Source organism: Pauljensenia sp. 20925_1_25 (genome assembly GCF_041433955.1).
Classification (GTDB): domain Bacteria; phylum Actinomycetota; class Actinomycetes; order Actinomycetales; family Actinomycetaceae; genus Pauljensenia.
Genome location: NZ_JAPWCL010000027.1, coordinates 11,932 through 31,998, shown reverse-complemented (window position 1 = coordinate 31,998; position 20,067 = coordinate 11,932). Strand labels below are relative to the sequence as shown.

The window sequence follows — 20,067 nt, the reverse complement described above, 5'->3', positions numbered from 1 at the left end:
GCTGAACCGGGATGTCCACGGTCGGCAGATCACGCACGGCGCGGCGTACGGCCTTGGAGACAGCGGGGGCGACGCGCTTATCGAAGGCGCCGGGGATGATGTAGGACGGGTTGAGTTCGTCCTCGGAGATGACGGACGCGATGGCGTTTGCGGCCACGCGCAGGACCTCGGTGGTGATCTCCTTGACCTTGGCGTCGAGGAGCCCGCGGAAGAGACCGGGGAACGCCAGGACGTTGTTGATCTGGTTCGGGTAGTCACTGCGGCCGGTCGCGACGACGGCGGCGTACTTGCCGGCACCGATGGGGTCGACCTCGGGCGTGGGGTTGGCCAGCGCGAAGACGATGGCATCATCGGCCATCGTCTCGATGTCGGAGGGCTCGAGGATGTTGCCGTGAGAGACGCCGATGAAGACGTCGGCACCCTTGAGGACATCCTTGAGGGAGCCGTGGACGTGGCGGGGGTTGGTCGCCTCGGCCAGGGCCTTGCGGGAGGGGTGCATGCCTTCGGTGGCGTCGCCGGACAGCGCGCCGTCGCGGCCGCAGCCGATGATGTCGCGCGCGCCCTGGGCGAGCAGGAGGCGGATGATCGCGTTGCCGGCGGCACCGACGCCGGAGACGACGATGCGCACGTCTTCGATCTTCTTGTTCACGATCTTGAGTGCGTTGATGAGCGCGGAGAGGACGACGATGGCGGTGCCGTGTTGGTCGTCGTGGAAGACGGGGATGTCGAGTTCGGCGCGCAGGCGCTCTTCGATCTCGAAGCAGCGGGGTGCCGAGATGTCCTCGAGGTTGATGCCGCCGTAAGCGGGGGCGATGGCCTTGACGATGGAAATGATCTCTTCGGTGTCCTTGGTATCCAGGACGACGGGCCAGGCGTCGACGCCACCGAATTCCTTGAACAGGACGGCCTTGCCTTCCATGACGGGCAGGGCGGCCTCGGGGCCGATGTCACCCAGGCCGAGCACGGCGGTGCCGTCGGAGACGACCGCGACCGTGTTGGCCTTCATGGTGAGCAGGTGGGCCTTCTGAGGCATGTCGTGGATGGCGGTACACACGCGGGCGACGCCGGGCGTGTAGGCGCGGGAGAGGTCGTCGCGGTTACGCAGCGGCACCTTGGAGTGGATTTCGACCTTGCCGCCGATGTGGCTCATGAAGGTTTGGTCGGAGACGGAGTCGGCGGAGACACCGGGCAGGGAGTTGATGGCATCGCGTACTTCGCGGCGGTGCTCGGAATCGCGCATGTCGCAGGTGAGGTCCATGGTGATGCGCCCACGGTCGGAGTCGGCCACGTCGAGGCCTTTAATCTCCGCTCCGGTGGCGGAGACCGCGTCGACGATCGACGCGATCGAGGTGATCTTCTCATCCACCTCGATGCGGTATGAGGCGGTGTACGACGGCGAAGTGCGCATGTCTGTCCTTTCGTTGGGCGCCTGGCCAGGTGGCCCGGCTGTCCTCAGTTGTTCATCCTAGGGAAGTTTGGCATGACGCCGGTAGGGGAAGGTCACAACGTGGACATGAGAGAACGCTCATTGACGAGGCCGGGGTGCTCGCGCTGTTGTCCTCCTCCCCTGGGTGGAAGCGTCGCCGGGATGCGACGGGGGCCGGGATCGCACGTGATCCCGGCCCCCGTGAGGCTCGCGAGGGTAAACCTCAGGCGCCGACCATCTCCATGATCAGCTCGCGCACGCGGGCGGCGTCAGCCTGCCCGCGGGTGGCCTTCATGACCGCGCCGACGAGGGCGCCGGCCGCCTGGACCTTGCCGCCCTTGATCTTCGCGACGATGTCGGGGTGGGCGTCCAGGGCTTCCTGGACGGCCGCCGTCAGAGCGCCGTCGTCGGAGACGACCTCGAGGCCTCGGGCCTCGACGACCTGCGTCGGGTCGCCTTCGCCCGCGAGGACGCCTTCGAGGGCCTGGCGCGCCAGCTTGTCGTTGATGCGGCCAGAGTCGATGAGACCCTGGAGCTGCGCGACCTGAGCGGGGCTGACCCCGGCCTCGTCGAGGGAGACTTCGCGCTCCTTGGCGCGGCGCGAGATCTCACCCATCCACCACTTGCGGGCGGAGGCGGGATCGCAGCCAGCGGCAACCGTGGCCTCGATGAGTTCGAGGGCACCGGCGTTGATGACGTCGCGCATCTCCATGTCCGCATACCCCCATTCGGAGCGCAGGCGGCGGCGCTTGGCGACGGGGAGTTCCGGCAGCGAGGCTCGCAGTTCCTCGACCCACGCGCGATCCGGGCGGATCGGCACCAGGTCGGGTTCGGGGAAGTAGCGGTAGTCCTCGGAATCCGACTTCTCACGGCCGGACGACGTGGAGCCGTCCTCCTCGTGGTAGTGGCGGGTCTCCTGCAGGATCGTGCCGCCATCGGCCAGGATCTGGGCCTGGCGCTGCATCTCGTAGCGCACGGCCGACGCGATACCGCGGAAGGAGTTCACGTTCTTCGTCTCGGTGCGCGTCCCCAGGGGGGACTCGGGTGTCGGGCGCAGCGAGACGTTGATGTCGGCGCGCACGTTGCCGCGCTCCATGCGGGCCTCGGACACGTCGAGGGCACGGAAGATGTCGCGCAGGGCCTGCACGTAGGCGGCGGCCACCTCGGGCGCGCGCTCGCCGGCGCCCTCAATCGGGCGGGTCACGATCTCCACGAGCGGCACGCCCGCACGGTTGTAGTCCACGAGCGAGTGGTCCGCGCCCTGGATACGACCGTCAGCGCCACCGATGTGCGTGTTCTTGCCCGCGTCCTCCTCCATGTGTGCGCGCTCAATCTGCACGCGGAACATGGTGCCGTCCTCAAGCTCGACGTCGACGTACCCGTCGTGCGCGATCGGCTCGTCAGACTGGGAGGTCTGGAAAGCCTTCGTCAGGTCCGGGTAGAAGTAGTTCTTACGCGCGAAACGGCAGTACTCCGCGATCTCGCAGTTCAGGGCCAGGCCGATCTTGATGGCGTATTCGACGGCCTTGTGGTTGACGACCGGCAGGGAGCCAGGCAGACCCAGCGACACGGGGGTCACGTAGGTGTTCGGGTCGCCACCAAACGCGTTGGGAGCGGCGTCGAACATCTTGGTTGTGGTGCCCAGCTCGACGTGCACCTCAATGCCGAGAACCGGGTCAAAGCGGCGGGCCGCCTCGTCGTAATCCATGAGCTCAGTCATCACTTTTCCTCCCAGTTAGCTGCGGGGCACTGACCCGCGACGTCGTCGCTGAGCGCCTCAACCAGGGACGCCACCTTGTACATGACCAGGTCGCCGCGCGCGGGGGCCAGCACCTGGAAGCCGATGGGCAGGCCCTCAGAGGACACCGCGTTGGGCACGTTCATGCCGGGGATACCCGCCAGGTTCGCGGGGATCGTCGCGACGTCGTAGAGGTACATGGCCAGCGGGTCGGAGGTCTTCTCGCCGAACTTGAAGGCCGTCTCGGGGGCCGTCGGGGACACGAGGACATCGACCTGCTCGAACACCGCGTCGAAGTCGCGCTGGATGAGCGTGCGCACCTTCTGCGCGCTGCCGTAGTAGGCATCGTAGTAGCCAGCGGAGAGCACGTGCGTGCCCAAGATGATGCGGCGCTTGACCTCGTCACCGAAGCCGGCCTCGCGGGTGGCGGCCATGACGCGCTCGGCGGTCACGGGACCCTCGGTGGGCTCGACGCGAATGCCGTAGCGCATGCCGTCGAAGCGGGCCAGATTCGAGGAGACCTCGGCGGGCATAATCAGGTAGTAGGCACCCAGCGAGTACTCCAGGTGCGGGCAGGAGACCTCAACAATCTCGGCGCCTGCCTCGCGCAGCTTCTCGACGGTGGCGTTGAAGGCGTCGATGACGTCCTGCTGGTAGCCCTCGCCGCTCAGCTCCTTGACGACGCCGACCTTCAGGCCCTTCATGGAGCCCTGCGCGGCGACGGCCTCGACGGCCTGCGTGAGCGCGGGAACCGGCTCGTTCAGCGAGGTCGAGTCGTGGGGGTCGTAGCCGCCGATCAGCTCAGTCAGGGCGGCCGCGTCGGCGACCGTGCGGGTGACGGGGCCGATCTGGTCCAGGGACGAGGCCATGGCCACCAGGCCGTAACGTGACACCGCGCCGTAGGTGGGCTTCGCGCCGACCGTGCCGGTCACGAACGCGGGCTGGCGGATCGAGCCGCCCGTGTCAGAACCGAGGGCCAGGGGCACCATGTAGGCCGCAACAGCCGCGGCTGAGCCGCCGCCGGAACCACCGGGGATACGCTCGGTGTCCCACGGGTTCTTGGTCGCGCCGAACGCGGAGTGCTCAGTGGACGACCCCATGGCGAACTCGTCCATGTTGGTCTTGCCGACGATGGGCAGGCCGGCTTCCTTGATCTTAGTGGTGACGGTCGCGTCGTAGGGAGGCTCCCAGTCGCCTAGGATCTTCGACGCACAGGTGGTGCGCAGGCCGCGCGTCACCACGTTGTCCTTGACAGCGATGGGCACGCCCGCCAGGCGGTGCAGGGTCTCCCCCGCTGCGCGGCGCGCGTCCACGTCAGCCGCGGTCGCCAGCGCACCCTCGCGGTCGATGGTAATGAAGGCGTTGACGCGATCCTCAATGGCGTCGATGCGGTCCAGGCACGCCTGGGTCAGCTCGACGGAGGTGATCTGGCCGTCGGCCAGCATGTCCGCCAGCTCGAGGGCGCTCTTCTTCAGCAGCTCGTTCATCAGTCTTCCCCCAGAATCTGCGGAACCAGGAACATACCGTCCTGCGCGGCGGGTGCCTGAGCGAGTACCTCATCGCGGTCCACGGTCTGCCCGACCTTGTCCTCGCGCCACACGTTGGTCAGTGGAATCGGATGGGACGTGGCGGGAACCTCGGGTGTGGCAACCTCCGACACCTTCGAGACGGCGTCCGCGATTGCGTCAAGTTCACCCGCGAAACGCGTGATTTCCTCGTCGGTCAATGCGATATGGGCCAGACCCGCGACGCGGGCGACCTCGTCAGTACTAATGCGTGACATGTGTGGCATCCTACCCGTATGACCTTTTCACAGCGACGCCAACTCACCAGACAGACGTGGTCTGTGGTCAAAAAAGTAGGTCTTGCGGTGGCTGCCGCCCAGGCGGCGGCTATCGTGACCGTTCATGCGATTGACCGCATGCGCACCGCCCGTATTCCCGGCGGCGTGCACGGTTTCCCGACGCTGCCTCCCGCCGACACACCAATCGGCAACACCGTGGCACGCACGTACACGGAGGGAACCTCCCTGTACGCGGACATGCTGGAGGCCATTGAAGGGGCGACGCATCACATTTATTTCGAGACTTTTATTTGGCGCTCTGACTACTGGGGGAAGCGGTTCAAGAATGCGCTGCTCGCGGCCGCGGAGCGCGGTGTCGAGGTGTTTTGCGTGTGGGATGGTTTCGGCGTCCTGAACCAGGATCCGCGTTTCTACCAGTTCCCTGACATGCCGAACCTGCACGTGCGTAAGTTCCCGACCCTGCGGTCGGGTTTCTTTACGCTCAATATTCGCCGCACGGGCCAGGATCACCGCAAGATCCTGGTGGTTGACGGCAACGTCGGCTTCGTGGGCGGCTACAACATCGGCGATCCCTTCGCGAACGAGTGGCGTGACACGCACGTGCGCATCACAGGCGAGGCCGTGTGGGAGCTGGAGAACGGTTTCGTTGATTTCTGGAACCATTTCCGGCCCGTTGATTCTCCGTATTTGCCCGATCAGGGGGCACGCGCGTGGAGCGCGGATGTGACCGCGCAGTTCAACCTGCCGCATTCGCTGCTCTATCCAATTCGGGGCATGTATATCGACGCGATTGAGCGGGCGACGGATCGCGTGTTGATTACGACGGCGTATTTCATTCCGGATCACGAGGTCTTGGCGTCCTTGATCGCCGCCGCGCGCCGGGGCGTTCGCGTTCAGGTTTTGATCCCAGAGTTTTCGAATCACATCATGGCGGACTGGGTGGCGCGCCCCTACTACGGGGAGCTGTTGCGCGAGGGCGTGGAGATCTGGCTGTACCAACACGCGATGGTGCACTCGAAGACGATGACGGTGGATGGGCGCTGGTCGACGATTGGCACGGCGAACATTGATCGCCTGTCGATGCGTGGCAATTACGAGGTCTGCCTGCAGTTCTATTCGCGCCCGCTGGCCGCGCGTATGGAGGAGATTTTCGCGAACGACCTGACGACGGCCCGCCGCTTGACGATTGACGAGTGGGAGAAACGCTCGTGGCTCACCCGCGTCGGCGAGGTGCTCCTGGGCCCCTTCGAGCCGCTCGTCTGAGTACCCCGCCCCGGCCTCGTTACAGGCCGACGGCCGCTAGGCCTCCCTCGAGGAGGTCCGCGAACTGCTGCTCGGTGATGACGGGGACGCCGAGGGCCTCGGCCTTCGCGGCCTTCGATCCCGCGCCGGGTCCCGCGACGACGAGCGAAGTCTTCTTCGAGACGGAACCCGCGGCCTTGCCGCCGCGCGACGTGATCGCTTCCTTGGCTCCCTCGCGGTCGTAGCCGGGCATCGCACCCGAGACGACGATGGTGAGTCCCGCGAGCACGTCCGAGGCTGCCTCAGGCGCCTCGTCGGCCATGCGCACGCCCGCTCGCGCCCACGCCTCCAGCACCTCCAGGTGCCAGTCGACCGTGAACCAGTCGCGCAGGGAGCGTCCGATTTCCTCGCCCACTCCCTCGACGGCGGAGAGCTCCTCGACCGAGGCGGCGCGCAGGGCGTCCATCGATCGGAAGGTATCCGCGAGCGCGCGGGCCGCCGTGGGGCCGACGTGGCGGATGGACAGGGCGACGAGGACGCGCGCGAGGGGCTGACTCTTGGCCTTGTCCAGCTCGGCGAGCATTTTCTCGGTGCCCTTGGAAGCGGCAGGCTCGATGGGCTCGAAGACGGTCTGGCCGCGTAGCTTGCGGGGCTTGTAGGCCTTCGTCCAGAAATAGCGGACTTGCTTCCAGTCTCCGGTTTCCTCGCCCTTCTGTTTCACGGGCTTCCACACCATGACGTCGCGCAGATCCTCGGCGCGCACATCGAAGAGCGCGGCCTCGGTGCGCAGGACGGGGGCCTGTGGGGCGGGCAGGAGTTCTTCGGCGCGGGTGATTTGCTCGCCGTGGGGTAGCTCGCGTCCGCCCTCGAGGGTGAGGACGGTGCCGTCCTCCAGCGTGACACTGTGGCCGGCGACCAGGGCGGCGGCCACCTCGTCGCGGTCGTTGTCGGGCTGTGTCATGGCCAGGGCGGATTCGTCGCCGAGGCCCTCAACGTCCAGGGCGCTGCGCGCGCCGACGTGAGCGAGGCGCTCGGTGATCTGCGCGGGGCAAGCACCCTTGTTCGGGCAGCGCAGGTCGACGTCGCCTTCCTTCTCCTGCACGAGAGGGGTCCCGCAGGAGGGGCACTGCGTGGGCATGACGAAGGGGCGTTCGGAGCCGTTGCGCGCGTCCTCGACGGGGGCGACGATCTCGGGGATGACGTCGCCGGCCTTACGCAGGACGACGAGGTCGCCGATGAGGACGCCCTTGCGGGCGACTTCCTGGGCGTTGTGCAGGGTTGCGCGCGCGACGTTCGAGCCTGCGACCAGCACGGATTCCATGACGCCGTAGGGGGTCACGCGGCCCGTGCGGCCCACCTGTACGCGGATGTCGAGCAGGCGCGTGTGGACCTCTTCGGGCGGGAACTTGTAGGCGGCAGCCCACCGCGGCGTGCGCGAGGTGGATCCGAGCGAGCGTTGGAGGGACAGGTCGTTAATCTTGACGACGACGCCGTCGATCTCGTGGACAAGGCCGTGGCGGTCCGCGCCGATCTCGGCGATGCGCTCCTCAATGGCCTTTCGGCCCGTCAGCAGGCGGGTGTAGGGAGAGACGGGCAGGCCCCACTCGCGCAGCTGCTCGTACCAGCCCATTTGGGTGGTCGGCTCGGTGAACTCATCCCCGGCCTCGACGAAGCCGATGCCGTGGGCGACCATCGCGAGGGGACGCTTGGCGGTCTCTGCGGGATCCTTTTGACGCAGGGAGCCGGCGGCGGCGTTGCGCGCGTTGACGAAGGTCTTTTCCCCAGCCTCGACGCGGGCCTCGTTGAAGGCTGCGAAGTCGGCGACCGGGAAGTAGACCTCGCCGCGCACCTCGATGCGGGCGGGGGCGGTGCCGGTGAGGGTCTGCGGGATCGAGGCGATGGTCCGCGCGTTGGCGGTGACGTCTTCGCCGACGTAACCGTCGCCTCGGGTCGCGGCGCGCACAAGGCGGCCATTCTCGTAGAGGAGGTTGATGGACAGGCCGTCGACCTTGACCTCGGTGGTCATCTCGAGGTCGGTGATGCCGGTGGCCTCGGCCATTCGTGTCTCCCACCCGGCAAGTTCCTCGAGGGAGAACACGTCGTCGAGGGACATCATCTGGGCGAGGTGGCGCACCTCGGAGAAGCCGGAGTCGACGCTGCCGCCCACGCTCATCGTGGGCGAGTCGGCACCGCGCAGCTGCGGGAAGCGTTCCTCGATCTGTTCGACCTCACGATACATGCGGTCGTAGTCCGCGTCCGAGATCGTCGGCGCATCGCGGTCGTAGTAGGCAGCACGCGCCTCCTCGATGCGCGTCACCAGGTCGTTGTAGCGGTCGCGAGTCGTCTCGAACGTGTCGTCATGCATAGGGTCCATTCTTGCATTTCGCAGCTGTCTCGGTCGGGGTTCGGAACGCTCACGAGCGTCGCCGGTGGCGTTATCCACACGCTCGCGCGCCCGGAGCACTTATCCACAGGGGCCTCGCGTGTCGCGCCGCTATCCACAGGGCGCGCGGCGCCGCTTGAAGATGCGCGGGCACGGCGGGATCGTGGAGGTATGAGCGACAGCAAATGCCTGGCACGCGCGGCCCTGCGCACCGACCTGCACTTGGCGTGCGTCGACGGACCCGACGTCGGCCTCGTTCTCGCGCCGGGCACCGTGGGCAGAGCCGGAGACGTTCCCCTGTCCTGCGCGAGCGTTGCACGCGAGCACGCCGAGTTTTCCACGCGAGGTGGGCGCGCCTGCCTGCGCGCGTCTCCACACACGTCGCCCATACGGGTGCACACGCGAATGCGCGGATGGCACCGACTTCGCGGACGCAAACGGCTCGCCCCGGGCAAGCGCGTGCGCCTGGGGGGAGACACTCTCGAGGTGCGAGGCCGCCCCCGGGCACTCACGTGGCCGGGCATCGATCAACGAGGCCGTGGTGTCTTCTCAGGATCCTCTCTCCTGCGCGGAGCACCCCTCGTCTCCCTCGTCGTCATGGGCGGCCTCATGGCCTGGCGCCTGCACACCTTGGCCGCGTCCCCGCGAGTGCTCTGGACGCTCGCCGGGGTCGTCGCGGCCATCGCCTGCGTCGTGGCGGTCGTGATGGTCCTGCGTACACGCAGGCGTCGGCGAGGATGGGACGGGGCCGCGCTCGCCCTCGTCCTTGCCTCGCTGCCTGCCTCGGGTGAGTCTACGCGCATCCCGAGGGCCGCCGTCTGGCCGGGGCGAGCGACGCGGCTCGGGCGTCGCGTGATCCTGGCTGCCACGGCGTCATCCTCCCAGCCGGGTGACGCCGCGTCGCTGGGCATCGTGGGCGAGTACGGTGCCGAGTGCGCGCTGTGGTGTGCGGGGCAGGTGGCCGCGCAGCTTGGCGGGGCACGCGTCTGGTGGCGCTCCCACTCCCCCGTACTGCTGGGATACCCGGGGCTCGACATCCACGTGACCGGGGAAGAGGAATGTCCATACTGCGCACGTGGCGGGGCGAACGACAAGGCGGCCTCCGCCCTACACATCGGCTACGCGGCGCGCGTTGCCGAGCTGCCCTCGTGGTGCGCCCGCGTGTGCGTCACCGATGAGCGGCCAGTCTCGACGCGCTGGTGGTGGACCGTGACACGAACGACCAGTGAGGACTCTCTGCCCGAGCGCGTGGACTGGGACCCGGATGCTGCCCGCGGGCATTCGGGTACGCTCAGCGTCGTCATCGGCCACTCCGAGGCGGGACCCGTCGAATTAGACCTCGTCACGGACGGCCCACACGCCCTCGTCGCTGGTTGCACGGGCTCGGGCAAGTCGGAGGCGTTGCTCGGCTGGCTCGCCTCCATCGCTCACTGTTATTCGCCCGCCTCCGTACGTTTCATCCTCATTGACTACAAGGGCGGCTCCACCTTCGCGCGCCTGGCGGACCTCCCCCACACGCAGGCGCTGCTCACCGACCTGGACGCGGGGGCCACGTCGCGCGCCCTGGACGGTATCGCCTCGGTCCTAGCACGGCGCGAAGCGGAGCTGAGCGATCTGGGCGTGCCGGATCTGACGGCCTGGGAGCGCACCTACGAGGAGGATCCCGCCCACACCCCGCAGCCTCCCCCGCGCCTCATCGTCGCCATCGACGAGTTCCGCGTCCTGGCCGACACCCATCCCTCCTCGATGGACGTCCTGCTGCGTCTGGCCGCTCAGGGCCGGAGCCTCGGCCTGCATCTGATCGCCGCGACGCAGCGCCCGTCGGGGGCGATCAACGCATCGATGCGCGCCAACATGGACATTCGTTTGGCCCTGCGATGCGTGAGCGCCCCCGACTCCACGGACATCCTGGGCGATGCCCGGGCCTCGTCCCTGCCCCGTGTCCCCGGGCGCGCAGTACTCGCGGGAGTGGGCACGCTCCAGCTGTCTTACATGGCCGACGTCGCCGCGGTCGTGTCCGAGTGCGCGGCGCGCTGGCCCGCCGCGAGCGCCGCCCCGCTGTGGGTACCCGCGCTCCCGGGTTCTCTCACGTGGACTCAGATCGACGAGGCCTGGGAGGAGCAGGGCGAAAACGGCGGCGCTGCGCTGGGGTCCGTCGTTCTTGGGCTGGTTGAGGGCATCGAGTCTCATTCGCCGCTGGTGTGGGAGGGAGGCTCTGTCCAGATCCAGACGAGCGCTCACGAGGCGGCGTTGGCATCTCGATGGGCGCGCTCGATTGCTGCGAGGATCGCAGGGGCAAGTCGGCTGCCTCTGCACGTCATCGGGGACGAGGCAGTCCCTGGCGCTTCCTCGCGGCTTTCCCCGCGTGACCTGGGTGCCATCGACCTCGTCGAGGGGATCCGTGCGCACGGCCCCGCGGTGCTAGCGATTTCGGATGTGACCGCTCTGCGCTCGTCTCTGGCTCAGGCGCTGTCACTCCCCCAGGCTGAGGAACTCTGGTCGTCGCTGCTGACGGGTGCCGCTCGGTCCGGCGTCATCCTCGTTGCGGCGTTCTCAGGACGTTTCACGTCCTCGTCGGCTGCCATGGGGGCTTTCTCAATGCGGCTCGTGCGCGCCAGGGACGCCGACGAGGCTCTACACGCCGGGATCCAGCCGAGTAGCCTGCGTTCCCTCGGGGAAGCCCATGCGCTGTTGGCCCGCCCGGGCGAGGAGACGGCCCTCGCATGCGTCCCCATCGATCCTCCGCCCACAGGAGTTTTCCAAGGCACCGATGGTGTCTGTCATGCGTGGCGGATTCCCTCCCCTCAGGAGACTGCAGCGTTGGTCAGTAATGCCTCCGCCCCGGCCCTCATCGGCCCCGAGTATGAACCCATCCGGTGGGTAACAGACAAACCCTGGGTGATTATCGGAGAACCCTCCGACATGCGCGTCGTCGAGGCGCTCCATGCCACGCACGGCTGGCCCACCCCCACAATTGCCGAGATTATTCCAGAGAACGCATGGACCAGAATTACGCGCCGCGACGGTCACCGCATGCTTGCACTCAACCCCTCGGACAACGTCATGCGAGGACTCATGCGCACGAGCCGCAGGTACCCGCTATCGATTGCAGCACACCCATGGAATCCCTCCTGCGGGCTCATCTGGGAGGATGATACCCTGACAACGATCCAACTGACCGTAGGGTCAGTTAACACCTAAGTCCCAGCTTTTTCGCCGAGCGTGACTAGACGCATAGTGACCTCTCCACACGAATTGTTCAGACATCTTGCGCGACTACCACGACTGGCGGACACTGACAGACGACTACACGAAGTCCCTACAGCACACGGTAACGCAAGGAGAACACACATGGATTGGCGCAGCAAGGCGGCTTGCCTGACAGTCGACCCCGAACTCTTCTTCCCCATCGGGAACACGGGGCCCGCCATCAGCCAGGTGGCCGAAGCGAAAGCCGTGTGCCGCGAATGCGACGTCAAGGGCATCTGCCTGCAGTGGGCAATCGACAATAACCAGGACTCGGGCGTCTGGGGCGGCATGAGCGAAGAAGAACGCCGCTCGCTCAAACGCCGCGCCGCGCGTGCACGACGCGCAGGCTGCTGAAAACACCGCGACCATACACCGCACGAAGGCCGGGAATCCACGACGGATCCCCGGCCTCGTTCGTTCTCGCGCCCCCGCGTCAGGCGGGATCGAGGTTAACCCACAGCGTCACGAGCGTGCCGCCACCCTCGCGGGGTGCCCACTCGATAGAGCCACGCAGCTCGCCGCGCACCATCTGGTGAACGATCTGCGTGCCCAGGCCGCTCATGGGCGTTCCCGGCACGAAGCCGACACCGTCATCTGCGACAGTGACCTTCATAGACAGGCCCTCACGCTGGGCGCACACCTCGATACGACCGTCACGGTCGGCCAGGCCATGCTCGACCGAGTTGGCGACCAGCTCGTTGAGGACGGTCGCCAGCGCCTGGGCCTGATCGGCGGAAATCGTCCCAAAGTTTCCGGTCGTGATGACCTCGACGCCGTGATCCGTGGACGCTATCGCTCCAGCCATGCGCACGATTGTGCGTGCGACCTCGTCGAAGTCGACGGACTCGTCGACGTTCTGGGACAGCGCAGCGTGCACGGTCGCGATGGCCTGGACGCGGCGCTCAGCCTCCGCGAGTGCCACCTTGACGGCGTCCTCACTGGAGCGACGCGACTGCAGTCGCAGCAGCGCGGACACGGTCTGCAGGTTGTTTTTGACGCGGTGGTGGATCTCGCGGATCGTCGCATCCTTCGTCATGAGTTCCTGCTCGTGGCGGCGTACCTCGGACACGTCGCGCAGGAGGATGACGGCTCCCAGGCGCTTGCGCCCGTTTTGCAGGGGCAGGGCACGCATGGAAATGGTGGAGGCGCTCGCCGCGATCTCGACACGCCAGGAGGCCCGCCCCATGACGACGACGGCCATCGATTCCTCGATGAAGGTGCCTTCGCCGATCACGTCGGTGATCTCCTGGGCCAGGACCTTGCCCTTCACGTCGTGGCGGATACCCAGGCGCGCCAGGCACGACATGGCGTTGGGGTTAGCCTGCAGGACGCGCCCCTCTGCATCGAGCAGGAGCGCACCGTCGAGGACGCGCGGAACACCGTGGGAGGTGACCTGCGGGGTGGAGTCGTAGGGATACTCGCCGCGCGCGATCATCTGGCAAAGCGTGTCGGCCGCGGCGATGGTCCACCCCTCGAAGCCCATGGACAGGCGGGGGCTGGACAGGTTCGTTTCACGGGTGATGACCGCGATAATGCGCCCGTCGTGGCACACGGGAACGCACGTTTCCTGCATCGAGTAGGTGCCCGCCCAGCGCGCAGCGGGCGAGCGCACAACCTGGCCGGTCTGGATGGCGCGATGCAGGTCGACCTCGCGGGCGGCGGGCAGGTGCAGGCCGATGATGTCGTCGACGTGAACGGTCGTCGAGGTCGCGGGGCGGCAGTGGTTGGCGGCGATAAATCTGCCGTCGTCGGCGGGCAGCCACAGAACGAGGTCGGCGGCTGCCAGGTCAGCGAGCACCTGCCAGTCCGCAAACAGCAGGTGCAGCCAATCAATGTCCTGCTCCGACAGCGGTGTCGAAGAGGCTTCTTCAGCTAACTGCATGAGGCTACGCATGGCTCTACTCTAGTGGGAGCGGGGCCACAAAGGCGGTCCTTAGTTGTAAATGAGCGCCGGGCCACGATTCGGCAGCCACCTCAGAGAGAAGGAGAATCATGGAGTTCACCCAGTCTGTTACCTATCCGGGCACTGTTGACGAAGTCGTCGCCATGTTCCTCAGCCCGGGCTACCAGGAGCGACGTTTCGGTTCCTTCCTGGTGCCGGGCAGCACGACGGCGAGCGTGGAGGGTGGCCGCATCACGTTCTCAGGTGACGTGCGCCCGGAGCTGATCCCGGCGGCTGCCTCCCGTTTTGTCAAGGGCAGCCTGCGCGCGACGTTCGTGGAGGAATGGAAGAGGGACGAGGCCGTGGCCCGTTCGCGTTCGACGCTGACCGTGGAGGGTGCGCCCGTTTCCTTCGACGCGGCCTCCGCCCTCTCTCCCGCGGATGATGGCTGTACGCGCGCCGTGAAGGGGAACGTGTCGGTGCGGATTCCGCTGTTTGGCGGGCGCATTGAGAGGGAGGCGGCGACCCACGCGGGAACGGTTATCGAGCACGAGCGCGAGCTGGCCACCTCGTGGCTGGAGGAGCATCGCTGAGGACTGCGCTTCGCTGTAGGAAAAACACCGCCCGCCCGGCGCTGATGTCTGGGCGAACGGCGCCTTTTTACGCGACAATGGTACTATGAGTGATACCCCAAAGTCTCTGTACATGCAGCGTACGGGCGTGCGTCAGTACGTCGCCCGCAACCAGGACGGCGCCGAGATCCGCATCGGTCATGGCCCCGGCCTCTTCTCCCCCGGTGATCTGCTCAAGCTCGCGATCGCGGGCTGCAACGCGATGAGCTCGGATGCCCGCATGGCGGCTCGCCTGGGCGACGATTTCGAGCAGTTCGTCGGCGTGTCCGCTGACTACGACCAGCAGAATGATCGTTTCACGCACGTGGACGTCGAGCTGGTCCAGGACATGTCTGCCCTGTCCGACGAGGAGATCGAGGATCTCAAGCGTCGCGCCGATGCCGCAATCAAGCGCAATTGCACGATCGAGCACTCGGTCGTCGACCAGGCTCTGCCGGCCTCGCACACATGGACGAACGAGCGGATCAACTGACGTGAGCGCCGTCGACCGCCAGTACGAGGACCTGCTGGCGCGCATTATGCGTGAGGGCACCCCCAAGGGTGACCGCACCGGCACAGGCACGCGTTCCCTGTTTGGGGCGCAGCTGCGCTACGACCTGTCCAAGGGCTTCCCGCTGATCACGACGAAGCGTGTGCACCTCAAGTCGGTGGTCGGCGAACTCCTGTGGTTCCTGTCGGGTTCGTCAAACGTGTCCTGGCTCCAGGACAACGGGATCCGCATCTGGAACGAGTGGGCGGACGAGGACGGTGAGCTGGGCCCGGTGTACGGCGTCCAGTGGCGTTCGTGGAACGCCGGGGACGGCCGCCACATCGACCAGATCTCCCAGGTCCTCGAGACGGTGAAGGCGAACCCGGATTCGCGCCGCATGGTGGTCTCCGCGTGGAACGTTGGAGACCTGCCGCAGATGGCGCTCGAGCCCTGCCACGCGTTCTTCCAGCTGTACGTGGCTGACGGCCGCCTATCGCTGCAGCTCTACCAGCGCAGCGCAGACATGTTCCTGGGTGTGCCCTTCAACATCGCGTCCTACTCGCTGCTCACCCACATGTTCGCCCAGCAGGCGGGCCTGGAAGTCGGCGACTTCATTTGGACGGGCGGAGACTGCCACATCTACTCCAACCACACGAAGCAGGTGACCGAGCAGCTGAGCCGCGAGCCGTACCCGTTCCCGCGCTTGGAGCTGACAAAGGCTCCGTCGATGTTCGAGTACTCCTTCGACGATATTTCCGTCGTCGACTACCAGCATCACCCGACGATCAAGGCTCCGGTCGCCGTATGACGAAGCTCGCCGCGATTTGGGCCCAGGATAGCAACGGGATCATTGGGTCGGGCACGGCCATGTCCTGGCACGTTCCCGCTGATTTCCGTCATTTTAAGGCCTCCACGATGGGCTGCCCGATCATCATGGGCCGCCGCTCGTGGGAGGCCCTGGGCCGCGCACTGCCGGGCCGCACAAACATCGTCATCACCCGCACGCCCGGGTACATGGCCGAGGGCGTGCTCGTCGTTTCTTCCGTCGAGGAAGCCCTGGATGCCGCGCGCGAGGAAACGGCACGCACACAGGCCCCCTACATCTGGATCACGGGCGGGGCGCAGCTCTATGCGCAGACCCTGCCCTTCCTCGACGAGGCCGTGGTGACCGACCTGGAGTTGGATGTGGCCGCGGGTGCACCCGAGGGTTCGGCCTTCGTGTACGCGCCGCCGCTGGATCCGGCTCTGTGGCGCAGGGATGAGAACCGCAGTGATGCCGAGTGGCGTGAGCGCTCGGGGGACGCGCGCTGGAAGGTGAGCACCTGGGTGCAGCGTTAACTCTTACCGCACCTCTGTGTTATTCAACAACTGTCTGGGGAGGCCCCGCGCAATGCGCGGGGCCTCCGTCGTAGGATGCACTGTGCCTTCTTCTCCCTTATTAACGAATCCGACGCTGCGCGCGCTCGTGGCGATCGCCCTGTTTACCTACACGGCGCAGAACATGCTCAACGTGTCGATCGCTCCCCTCTCGCGCGCCCTGGACCTGCCCGAGTGGATCGTGGGTGCGGCGGTGTCCCTGGCGGCTGCCGCGGTGACGGCGCTCAGCCAGTTCTGGGGGCGCCGCTCGATCGCCTGGGGACGCAGGCGCGTCATTCTGCTGGCGCTGATCCTGGCGCTGACGGCGGGCACGCTCTTTTCGGCAGCAGTGTGGGCGCGCGCAGCCGGTTACATCGGCGCGTTTGCCGCGGCGGGGGCCATCATGGCGGCGCGCGGCCCCTTCTTCGGCGCGGCCGTCGCGGCGATCCCGCCGACCGGCCAGGCCCTCGTCGCCGAGGTGACCCCGGACGAGGGGTCGCGCGTGCGCGGCACATCCGCGTTCTCCGGCGCAATCAACCTGTCCGTCATGGTCGGTTCCCTCGTGTCCTCGGCGCTGGGCGCGTGGTGGATCTTTGGACCCGTGCATGCCACGCCAATTTTCGTTCTCATCGCGCTGGCCATTGCCCTGATCTGGCTACCCCGTGACGGAGGCACCACCCACCCGAGGAGGCGCCTGCCCCACCTGACCCGTGAGGCCGTGGAACCCGAGGAAGCGACCCCGGCCTCGTCGATTGAGGGGGCGACGGACAGCGCGAGCGTGGAAACCACAGACGGCGAACTGCCCCCGCGCGTGAGCTGGACCGACCGGCGGATCGCCCCGTGGATCGCCTCGATCTTCGGCATCTACTTCGCGAACGGCGTCGTTCAGATCACGATGGGTTTCGTCGTGCAGGACCGTGGTGGACTCGAGCCCGCGCCCGCCGTGTCGATCACGGCCCTGATGCTGCTGGCCAACGCAGCCGGAGCCATGCTCATGCAGCTGGTCGTCGTGCCACGCCTGGGATGGGGGCCTCGCGCCCTGCTGCGGGCGGGCATGACGCTCGCCCTTATTGCCCTCACGTGCCTGACCCTCGCGCCGACGCTGTGGGCGGTCGCGGCATCGACCTTCGCGATGGGCGTTGCCTCGGGCATGGCCTCCCCCGGCTACTCCGCCGGCGCGTCCCTGGCTGTCACCGAGCGCGAGCAGGGCGGCATCGCCGGCGTCATCAACGCGACCGGCGCGATCACGTGGATCGTGGCCCCCGTCAGCGCCACCGCCCTGTACGGCTGGATGCCCCTGTCGCCCTTCCTCCTCGCACTGTCCCTCGTCACGCTGTCGTGTTCGTGCGCGTGGTTGCTCCTGCGCAGGCTGGACATCGTGTCCCGTGCGCAAGACTAGGACGAGTGCCCCACGCCTCACAGCACGCTCGGCGCTATCCTAGAGGGGTACGTAAGCCCTACGCGAAGGAGCCACCTGTGGCACAAGAAACCCGCACCGAAACCGACTCGATGGGAGCCGTTGAGGTCCCCGCGAACCGCTATTGGGGCGCTCAGACCGAGCGTTCGCTGCACAACTTCGACATCGGCCGCAACACGTTCGTGTGGGGTCGCCCGATGGTGCGCGCCCTCGGCATCCTGAAGAAGTCCGCAGCCCTGGCCAACGCCGAGCTGGGCGAGCTGCCCGCCGACATCGCGAACTACATCGCGCAGGCCGGCGACGAGGTCATCTCCGGTAAGCTCGACGACAACTTCCCGCTGGTCGTCTTCCAGACCGGCTCGGGCACGCAGTCGAACATGAACGCCAACGAGGTCATCTCCAACCGCGCCATCGAACTCGCGGGCGGCACCATGGGCACCAAGTCCCCCGTGCACCCCAACGACCACGTGAACCGCGGCCAGTCCTCGAACGACACCTTCCCCACCGCCATGCACATCGCGGTCGTCTCCGAGCTGCACGACATGTACCCGCGCGTGCGCCAGCTGCGTGACACGCTGGACAAGAAGGCCAAGGAGTTCGACGACGTCATCATGGTGGGCCGCACCCACCTGCAGGACGCGACCCCGATCCGCCTGGGCCAGGTCATCTCCGGCTGGGTTGCTCAGATCGACTTCGCCCTCGACGGCATCGAGTACGCCGACACCCGTGCGCGCGAGCTGGCCATCGGTGGCACTGCTGTGGGCACCGGCCTGAACGCTCACCCGAAGTTCGGCGAGCTCACCGCCAAGAAGATCTCCGAGGAGACGGGCATCGAGTTCAAGCAGGCCGACAACCTGTTCGCCGCCCTGGGCGCGCACGACGCGCTGGTGCTGGTTTCGGGCGCGCTGCGCGTCCTTGCCGACGCCCTCATGAAGATCGCGAACGACGTGCGCTGGTACGCCTCCGGCCCGCGTAACGGCATCGGCGAGCTGCTGATCCCCGAAAACGAGCCGGGTTCGTCCATCATGCCGGGCAAGGTCAACCCGACCCAGTGCGAGGCCATGACCATGGTCGCCACCCAGGTCTTCGGCAACGACGCGACGGTCGGCTTCGCCGGCTCGCAGGGCAACTTCCAGCTCAACGTCTTCAAGCCCGTCATGGCGTGGAACGTCCTGGAGTCCATCCGCCTGCTCGGCGACGCCTGCGTGTCCTTCGACACGCACTGCGCGTACGGCATCGAGCCGAACTACGAGAAGATCAAGCACAACCTGGACATCAACCTCATGCAGGTGACGGCCCTGAACCGTCACATCGGCTACGACAAGGCCTCCAAGATCGCGAAGAACGCGCATCACAAGGGCCTGTCGCTGCGCGAGTCCGCCCTCGAGCTGGGCTTCCTGACCGCCGAGGAGTTCGACGCGTGGGTCGTTCCCGCCGACATGACGCACCCCAGCGCCGCTGACGAGTGATCCGCAAGTCGCGCTGACGTTTCGGCCCCGGTCTCGCATGAGGCCGGGGCCGGTTTCATATGTACGAGGCCGGGGAGGCGCTGGAGCGATAGGCGAGCGTGGCAGGGAATAAACGTCGGGTTCACACAGTTATGTGTCATGTAAACAATCGGAGGGGTTCATGACGCACGCGCACACCACCTACCACGAGGCCGTCCACGCAGCCCTGCACCTGCTAGCCGACGACATGGGCTACGAGATTCCCACCCACGCGGACATCGCGCAGGAGCGCACATACCTGCGCGCCCTCATGAACATGCGCGATCCTGCTCCCCTGCCCGATGGCTACCCGGAGGCCGAGGCGATTGTTCTCGACACCGAGCGTGAGCGAAAAGGAACCGCGACCTGGGAGGATGCCACGGCCTCGTCGGTTCATCCGAGGATTGCCCTGTGGCGCGGCGACATTACGCGCCTGGAGGTCGACGCAATCGTCAACGCGGCAAACTCGGCGCTGCTCGGGTGCCGAGCGCCCGGGCACACGTGCATCGACAACGCGATCCACAGCGCAGCCGGGCTCGAACTGCGGCAGGCATGCGCCGAGGTCATGGCTGAGCGCGCACGCGGCGACGGCCCCTCGGGATTCCCGACGGGCGAGGCCGTCCTCACTCCCGGCTTCCATCTGCCCTCGCGCTTCGTCATCCACACGGTCGGCCCCATCGTGAGCGGAGAGCTCACTGATGAGCACCGGGAGGCGCTAGCTCGCTCGTACCGGCGATGTCTGGAGGAGGCAGCAGCACATGGACTCGAGACTGTGGCATTCTGCTGCATTTCCACCGGCGTCTTCGGCTTCCCGCAGGAGGAGGCGGCGCGTATCGCGGTGGCAACCGTCGCCGATTTCCTTGAGTCTGGCACCCCGGGCGCGTCTGAGCTACGCGTCATTGTCGACGTGTTCGGTGACCGAGACGAGGCCCTGTACCGCGCCCTTCTCGGACTCTGATCCCGTCAACGATTGAGGAGACAC

16 protein-coding genes are annotated in these 20,067 nt (G+C 66.9%); 10 read left to right on the top strand and 6 right to left on the bottom strand.

The genetic code is table 11. The annotated features are described in order from the left end of the window. The 4 genes from O3932_RS09815 to gatC form a co-directional block, all read right to left on the bottom strand. Positions 1-1,408, bottom strand: a 1,408-nt coding sequence (locus O3932_RS09815; RefSeq protein ID WP_371538117.1) for an NAD-dependent malic enzyme, incomplete at its 3' end; no start/stop codon positions are given. A 241-nt stretch (positions 1,409-1,649) separates the two neighbouring features. Continuing rightward, positions 1,650-3,146, bottom strand: a complete 1,497-nt coding sequence (gene gatB / locus O3932_RS09810) for an Asp-tRNA(Asn)/Glu-tRNA(Gln) amidotransferase subunit GatB (RefSeq protein WP_009647675.1) — start codon at positions 3,144-3,146, stop codon at positions 1,650-1,652. Next, positions 3,146-4,651 carry an Asp-tRNA(Asn)/Glu-tRNA(Gln) amidotransferase subunit GatA gene (gatA, locus tag O3932_RS09805; RefSeq protein WP_296503928.1) on the bottom strand — a complete coding sequence of 502 codons (1,506 nt, stop codon included), beginning with the start codon at positions 4,649-4,651 and terminating at the stop codon, positions 3,146-3,148. Before gatA ends, gatB begins: the two co-directional genes overlap by 1 nt. After that, complete coding sequence (gene gatC, locus O3932_RS09800) at positions 4,651-4,947, bottom strand: Asp-tRNA(Asn)/Glu-tRNA(Gln) amidotransferase subunit GatC (RefSeq protein ID WP_009647688.1); 297 nt, start codon at positions 4,945-4,947, stop codon at positions 4,651-4,653. Before gatC ends, gatA begins: the two co-directional genes overlap by 1 nt. Positions 4,948-4,965: 18 nt before the next feature. Here gatC and O3932_RS09795 point away from each other — a divergent pair, with 18 nt between their 5' ends. Beyond that, positions 4,966-6,231 carry a phosphatidylserine/phosphatidylglycerophosphate/cardiolipin synthase family protein gene (locus O3932_RS09795; protein ID WP_299241026.1) on the top strand — a complete coding sequence of 422 codons (1,266 nt, stop codon included), beginning with the start codon at positions 4,966-4,968 and terminating at the stop codon, positions 6,229-6,231. A gap of 19 nt (positions 6,232-6,250) precedes the next feature. On the opposite strand, the gene ligA is transcribed toward O3932_RS09795, so the two are convergent. Further along, positions 6,251-8,584 (bottom strand): NAD-dependent DNA ligase LigA, encoded by a 2,334-nt coding sequence (ligA, locus tag O3932_RS09790; RefSeq protein WP_371538113.1) that lies wholly within the window; start codon positions 8,582-8,584, stop codon positions 6,251-6,253. A 180-nt stretch (positions 8,585-8,764) separates the two neighbouring features. Here ligA and O3932_RS09785 point away from each other — a divergent pair, with 180 nt between their 5' ends. Next, on the top strand, positions 8,765-11,794 hold the full coding sequence (locus O3932_RS09785; RefSeq protein WP_371538111.1) for an FtsK/SpoIIIE domain-containing protein: 3,030 nt from the start codon (positions 8,765-8,767) through the stop codon (positions 11,792-11,794). A 150-nt stretch (positions 11,795-11,944) separates the two neighbouring features. Next, a complete protein-coding gene (locus O3932_RS09780) occupies positions 11,945-12,196 on the top strand; it encodes a WhiB family transcriptional regulator (RefSeq protein WP_009647677.1) in 252 nt (83 codons plus the stop codon). 79 nt (positions 12,197-12,275) lie between these two features. Here O3932_RS09780 and O3932_RS09775 read toward each other — a convergent pair whose 3' ends face one another. Then, positions 12,276-13,736, bottom strand: a complete 1,461-nt coding sequence (locus O3932_RS09775) for a sensor histidine kinase (RefSeq protein WP_009647670.1) — start codon at positions 13,734-13,736, stop codon at positions 12,276-12,278. Between the two features lie 98 nt (positions 13,737-13,834). On the opposite strand from O3932_RS09775, the gene O3932_RS09770 reads away from it, so the two are divergent. From O3932_RS09770 to O3932_RS09740, 7 genes are all read left to right on the top strand, one after another. Beyond that, the gene (locus O3932_RS09770) at positions 13,835-14,317 is read left to right on the top strand and encodes a DUF2505 domain-containing protein (RefSeq protein ID WP_371538108.1); all 483 of its coding nucleotides are present in this window, start codon (positions 13,835-13,837) and stop codon (positions 14,315-14,317) included. Positions 14,318-14,402: 85 nt separating this feature from the next. Continuing rightward, complete coding sequence (locus O3932_RS09765) at positions 14,403-14,828, top strand: OsmC family protein (RefSeq protein WP_296503917.1); 426 nt, start codon at positions 14,403-14,405, stop codon at positions 14,826-14,828. A 1-nt stretch (position 14,829) separates the two neighbouring features. Continuing rightward, entirely contained in the window at positions 14,830-15,633 is an 804-nt protein-coding gene (locus O3932_RS09760) for a thymidylate synthase (RefSeq protein ID WP_371538104.1), read from the top strand. After that, positions 15,630-16,163, top strand: coding sequence for a dihydrofolate reductase (locus O3932_RS09755; RefSeq protein ID WP_371538101.1), 534 nt, complete (start codon positions 15,630-15,632; stop codon positions 16,161-16,163). The genes O3932_RS09760 and O3932_RS09755 overlap by 4 nt, the downstream gene beginning before the upstream one ends. Positions 16,164-16,245: 82 nt before the next feature. Continuing rightward, the gene (locus O3932_RS09750) at positions 16,246-17,580 is read left to right on the top strand and encodes an MFS transporter (protein ID WP_371538098.1); all 1,335 of its coding nucleotides are present in this window, start codon (positions 16,246-16,248) and stop codon (positions 17,578-17,580) included. Between the two features lie 77 nt (positions 17,581-17,657). Continuing rightward, positions 17,658-19,067: a class II fumarate hydratase gene (gene fumC, locus O3932_RS09745; protein WP_299242202.1), complete on the top strand. Its 1,410-nt coding sequence runs from the start codon at positions 17,658-17,660 to the stop codon at positions 19,065-19,067. A gap of 160 nt (positions 19,068-19,227) precedes the next feature. Further along, the gene (locus O3932_RS09740) at positions 19,228-20,043 is read left to right on the top strand and encodes a macro domain-containing protein (protein ID WP_371538095.1); all 816 of its coding nucleotides are present in this window, start codon (positions 19,228-19,230) and stop codon (positions 20,041-20,043) included. Positions 20,044-20,067: the final 24 nt, after the last annotated feature.

Bases quoted from the DNA above. Each gene is read 5' to 3' on its own strand.
- O3932_RS09775 (WP_009647670.1), bottom strand. From the start codon at position 13,736: ATGCGTAGCCTCATGCAGTTAGCTGAAGAAGCCTCTTCGACACCGCTG.
- ligA (WP_371538113.1), bottom strand. From the start codon at position 8,584: ATGGACCCTATGCATGACGACACGTTCGAGACGACTCGCGACCGCTAC.
- gatB (WP_009647675.1), bottom strand. From the start codon at position 3,146: ATGACTGAGCTCATGGATTACGACGAGGCGGCCCGCCGCTTTGACCCG.
- O3932_RS09780 (WP_009647677.1), top strand. From the start codon at position 11,945: ATGGATTGGCGCAGCAAGGCGGCTTGCCTGACAGTCGACCCCGAACTC.
- O3932_RS09765 (WP_296503917.1), top strand. From the start codon at position 14,403: ATGAGTGATACCCCAAAGTCTCTGTACATGCAGCGTACGGGCGTGCGT.
- O3932_RS09795 (WP_299241026.1), top strand. From the start codon at position 4,966: ATGACCTTTTCACAGCGACGCCAACTCACCAGACAGACGTGGTCTGTG.
- gatC (WP_009647688.1), bottom strand. From the start codon at position 4,947: ATGTCACGCATTAGTACTGACGAGGTCGCCCGCGTCGCGGGTCTGGCC.
- O3932_RS09755 (WP_371538101.1), top strand. From the start codon at position 15,630: ATGACGAAGCTCGCCGCGATTTGGGCCCAGGATAGCAACGGGATCATT.
- O3932_RS09740 (WP_371538095.1), top strand. From the start codon at position 19,228: ATGACGCACGCGCACACCACCTACCACGAGGCCGTCCACGCAGCCCTG.
- O3932_RS09770 (WP_371538108.1), top strand. From the start codon at position 13,835: ATGGAGTTCACCCAGTCTGTTACCTATCCGGGCACTGTTGACGAAGTC.
- O3932_RS09785 (WP_371538111.1), top strand. From the start codon at position 8,765: ATGAGCGACAGCAAATGCCTGGCACGCGCGGCCCTGCGCACCGACCTG.
- gatA (WP_296503928.1), bottom strand. From the start codon at position 4,651: ATGAACGAGCTGCTGAAGAAGAGCGCCCTCGAGCTGGCGGACATGCTG.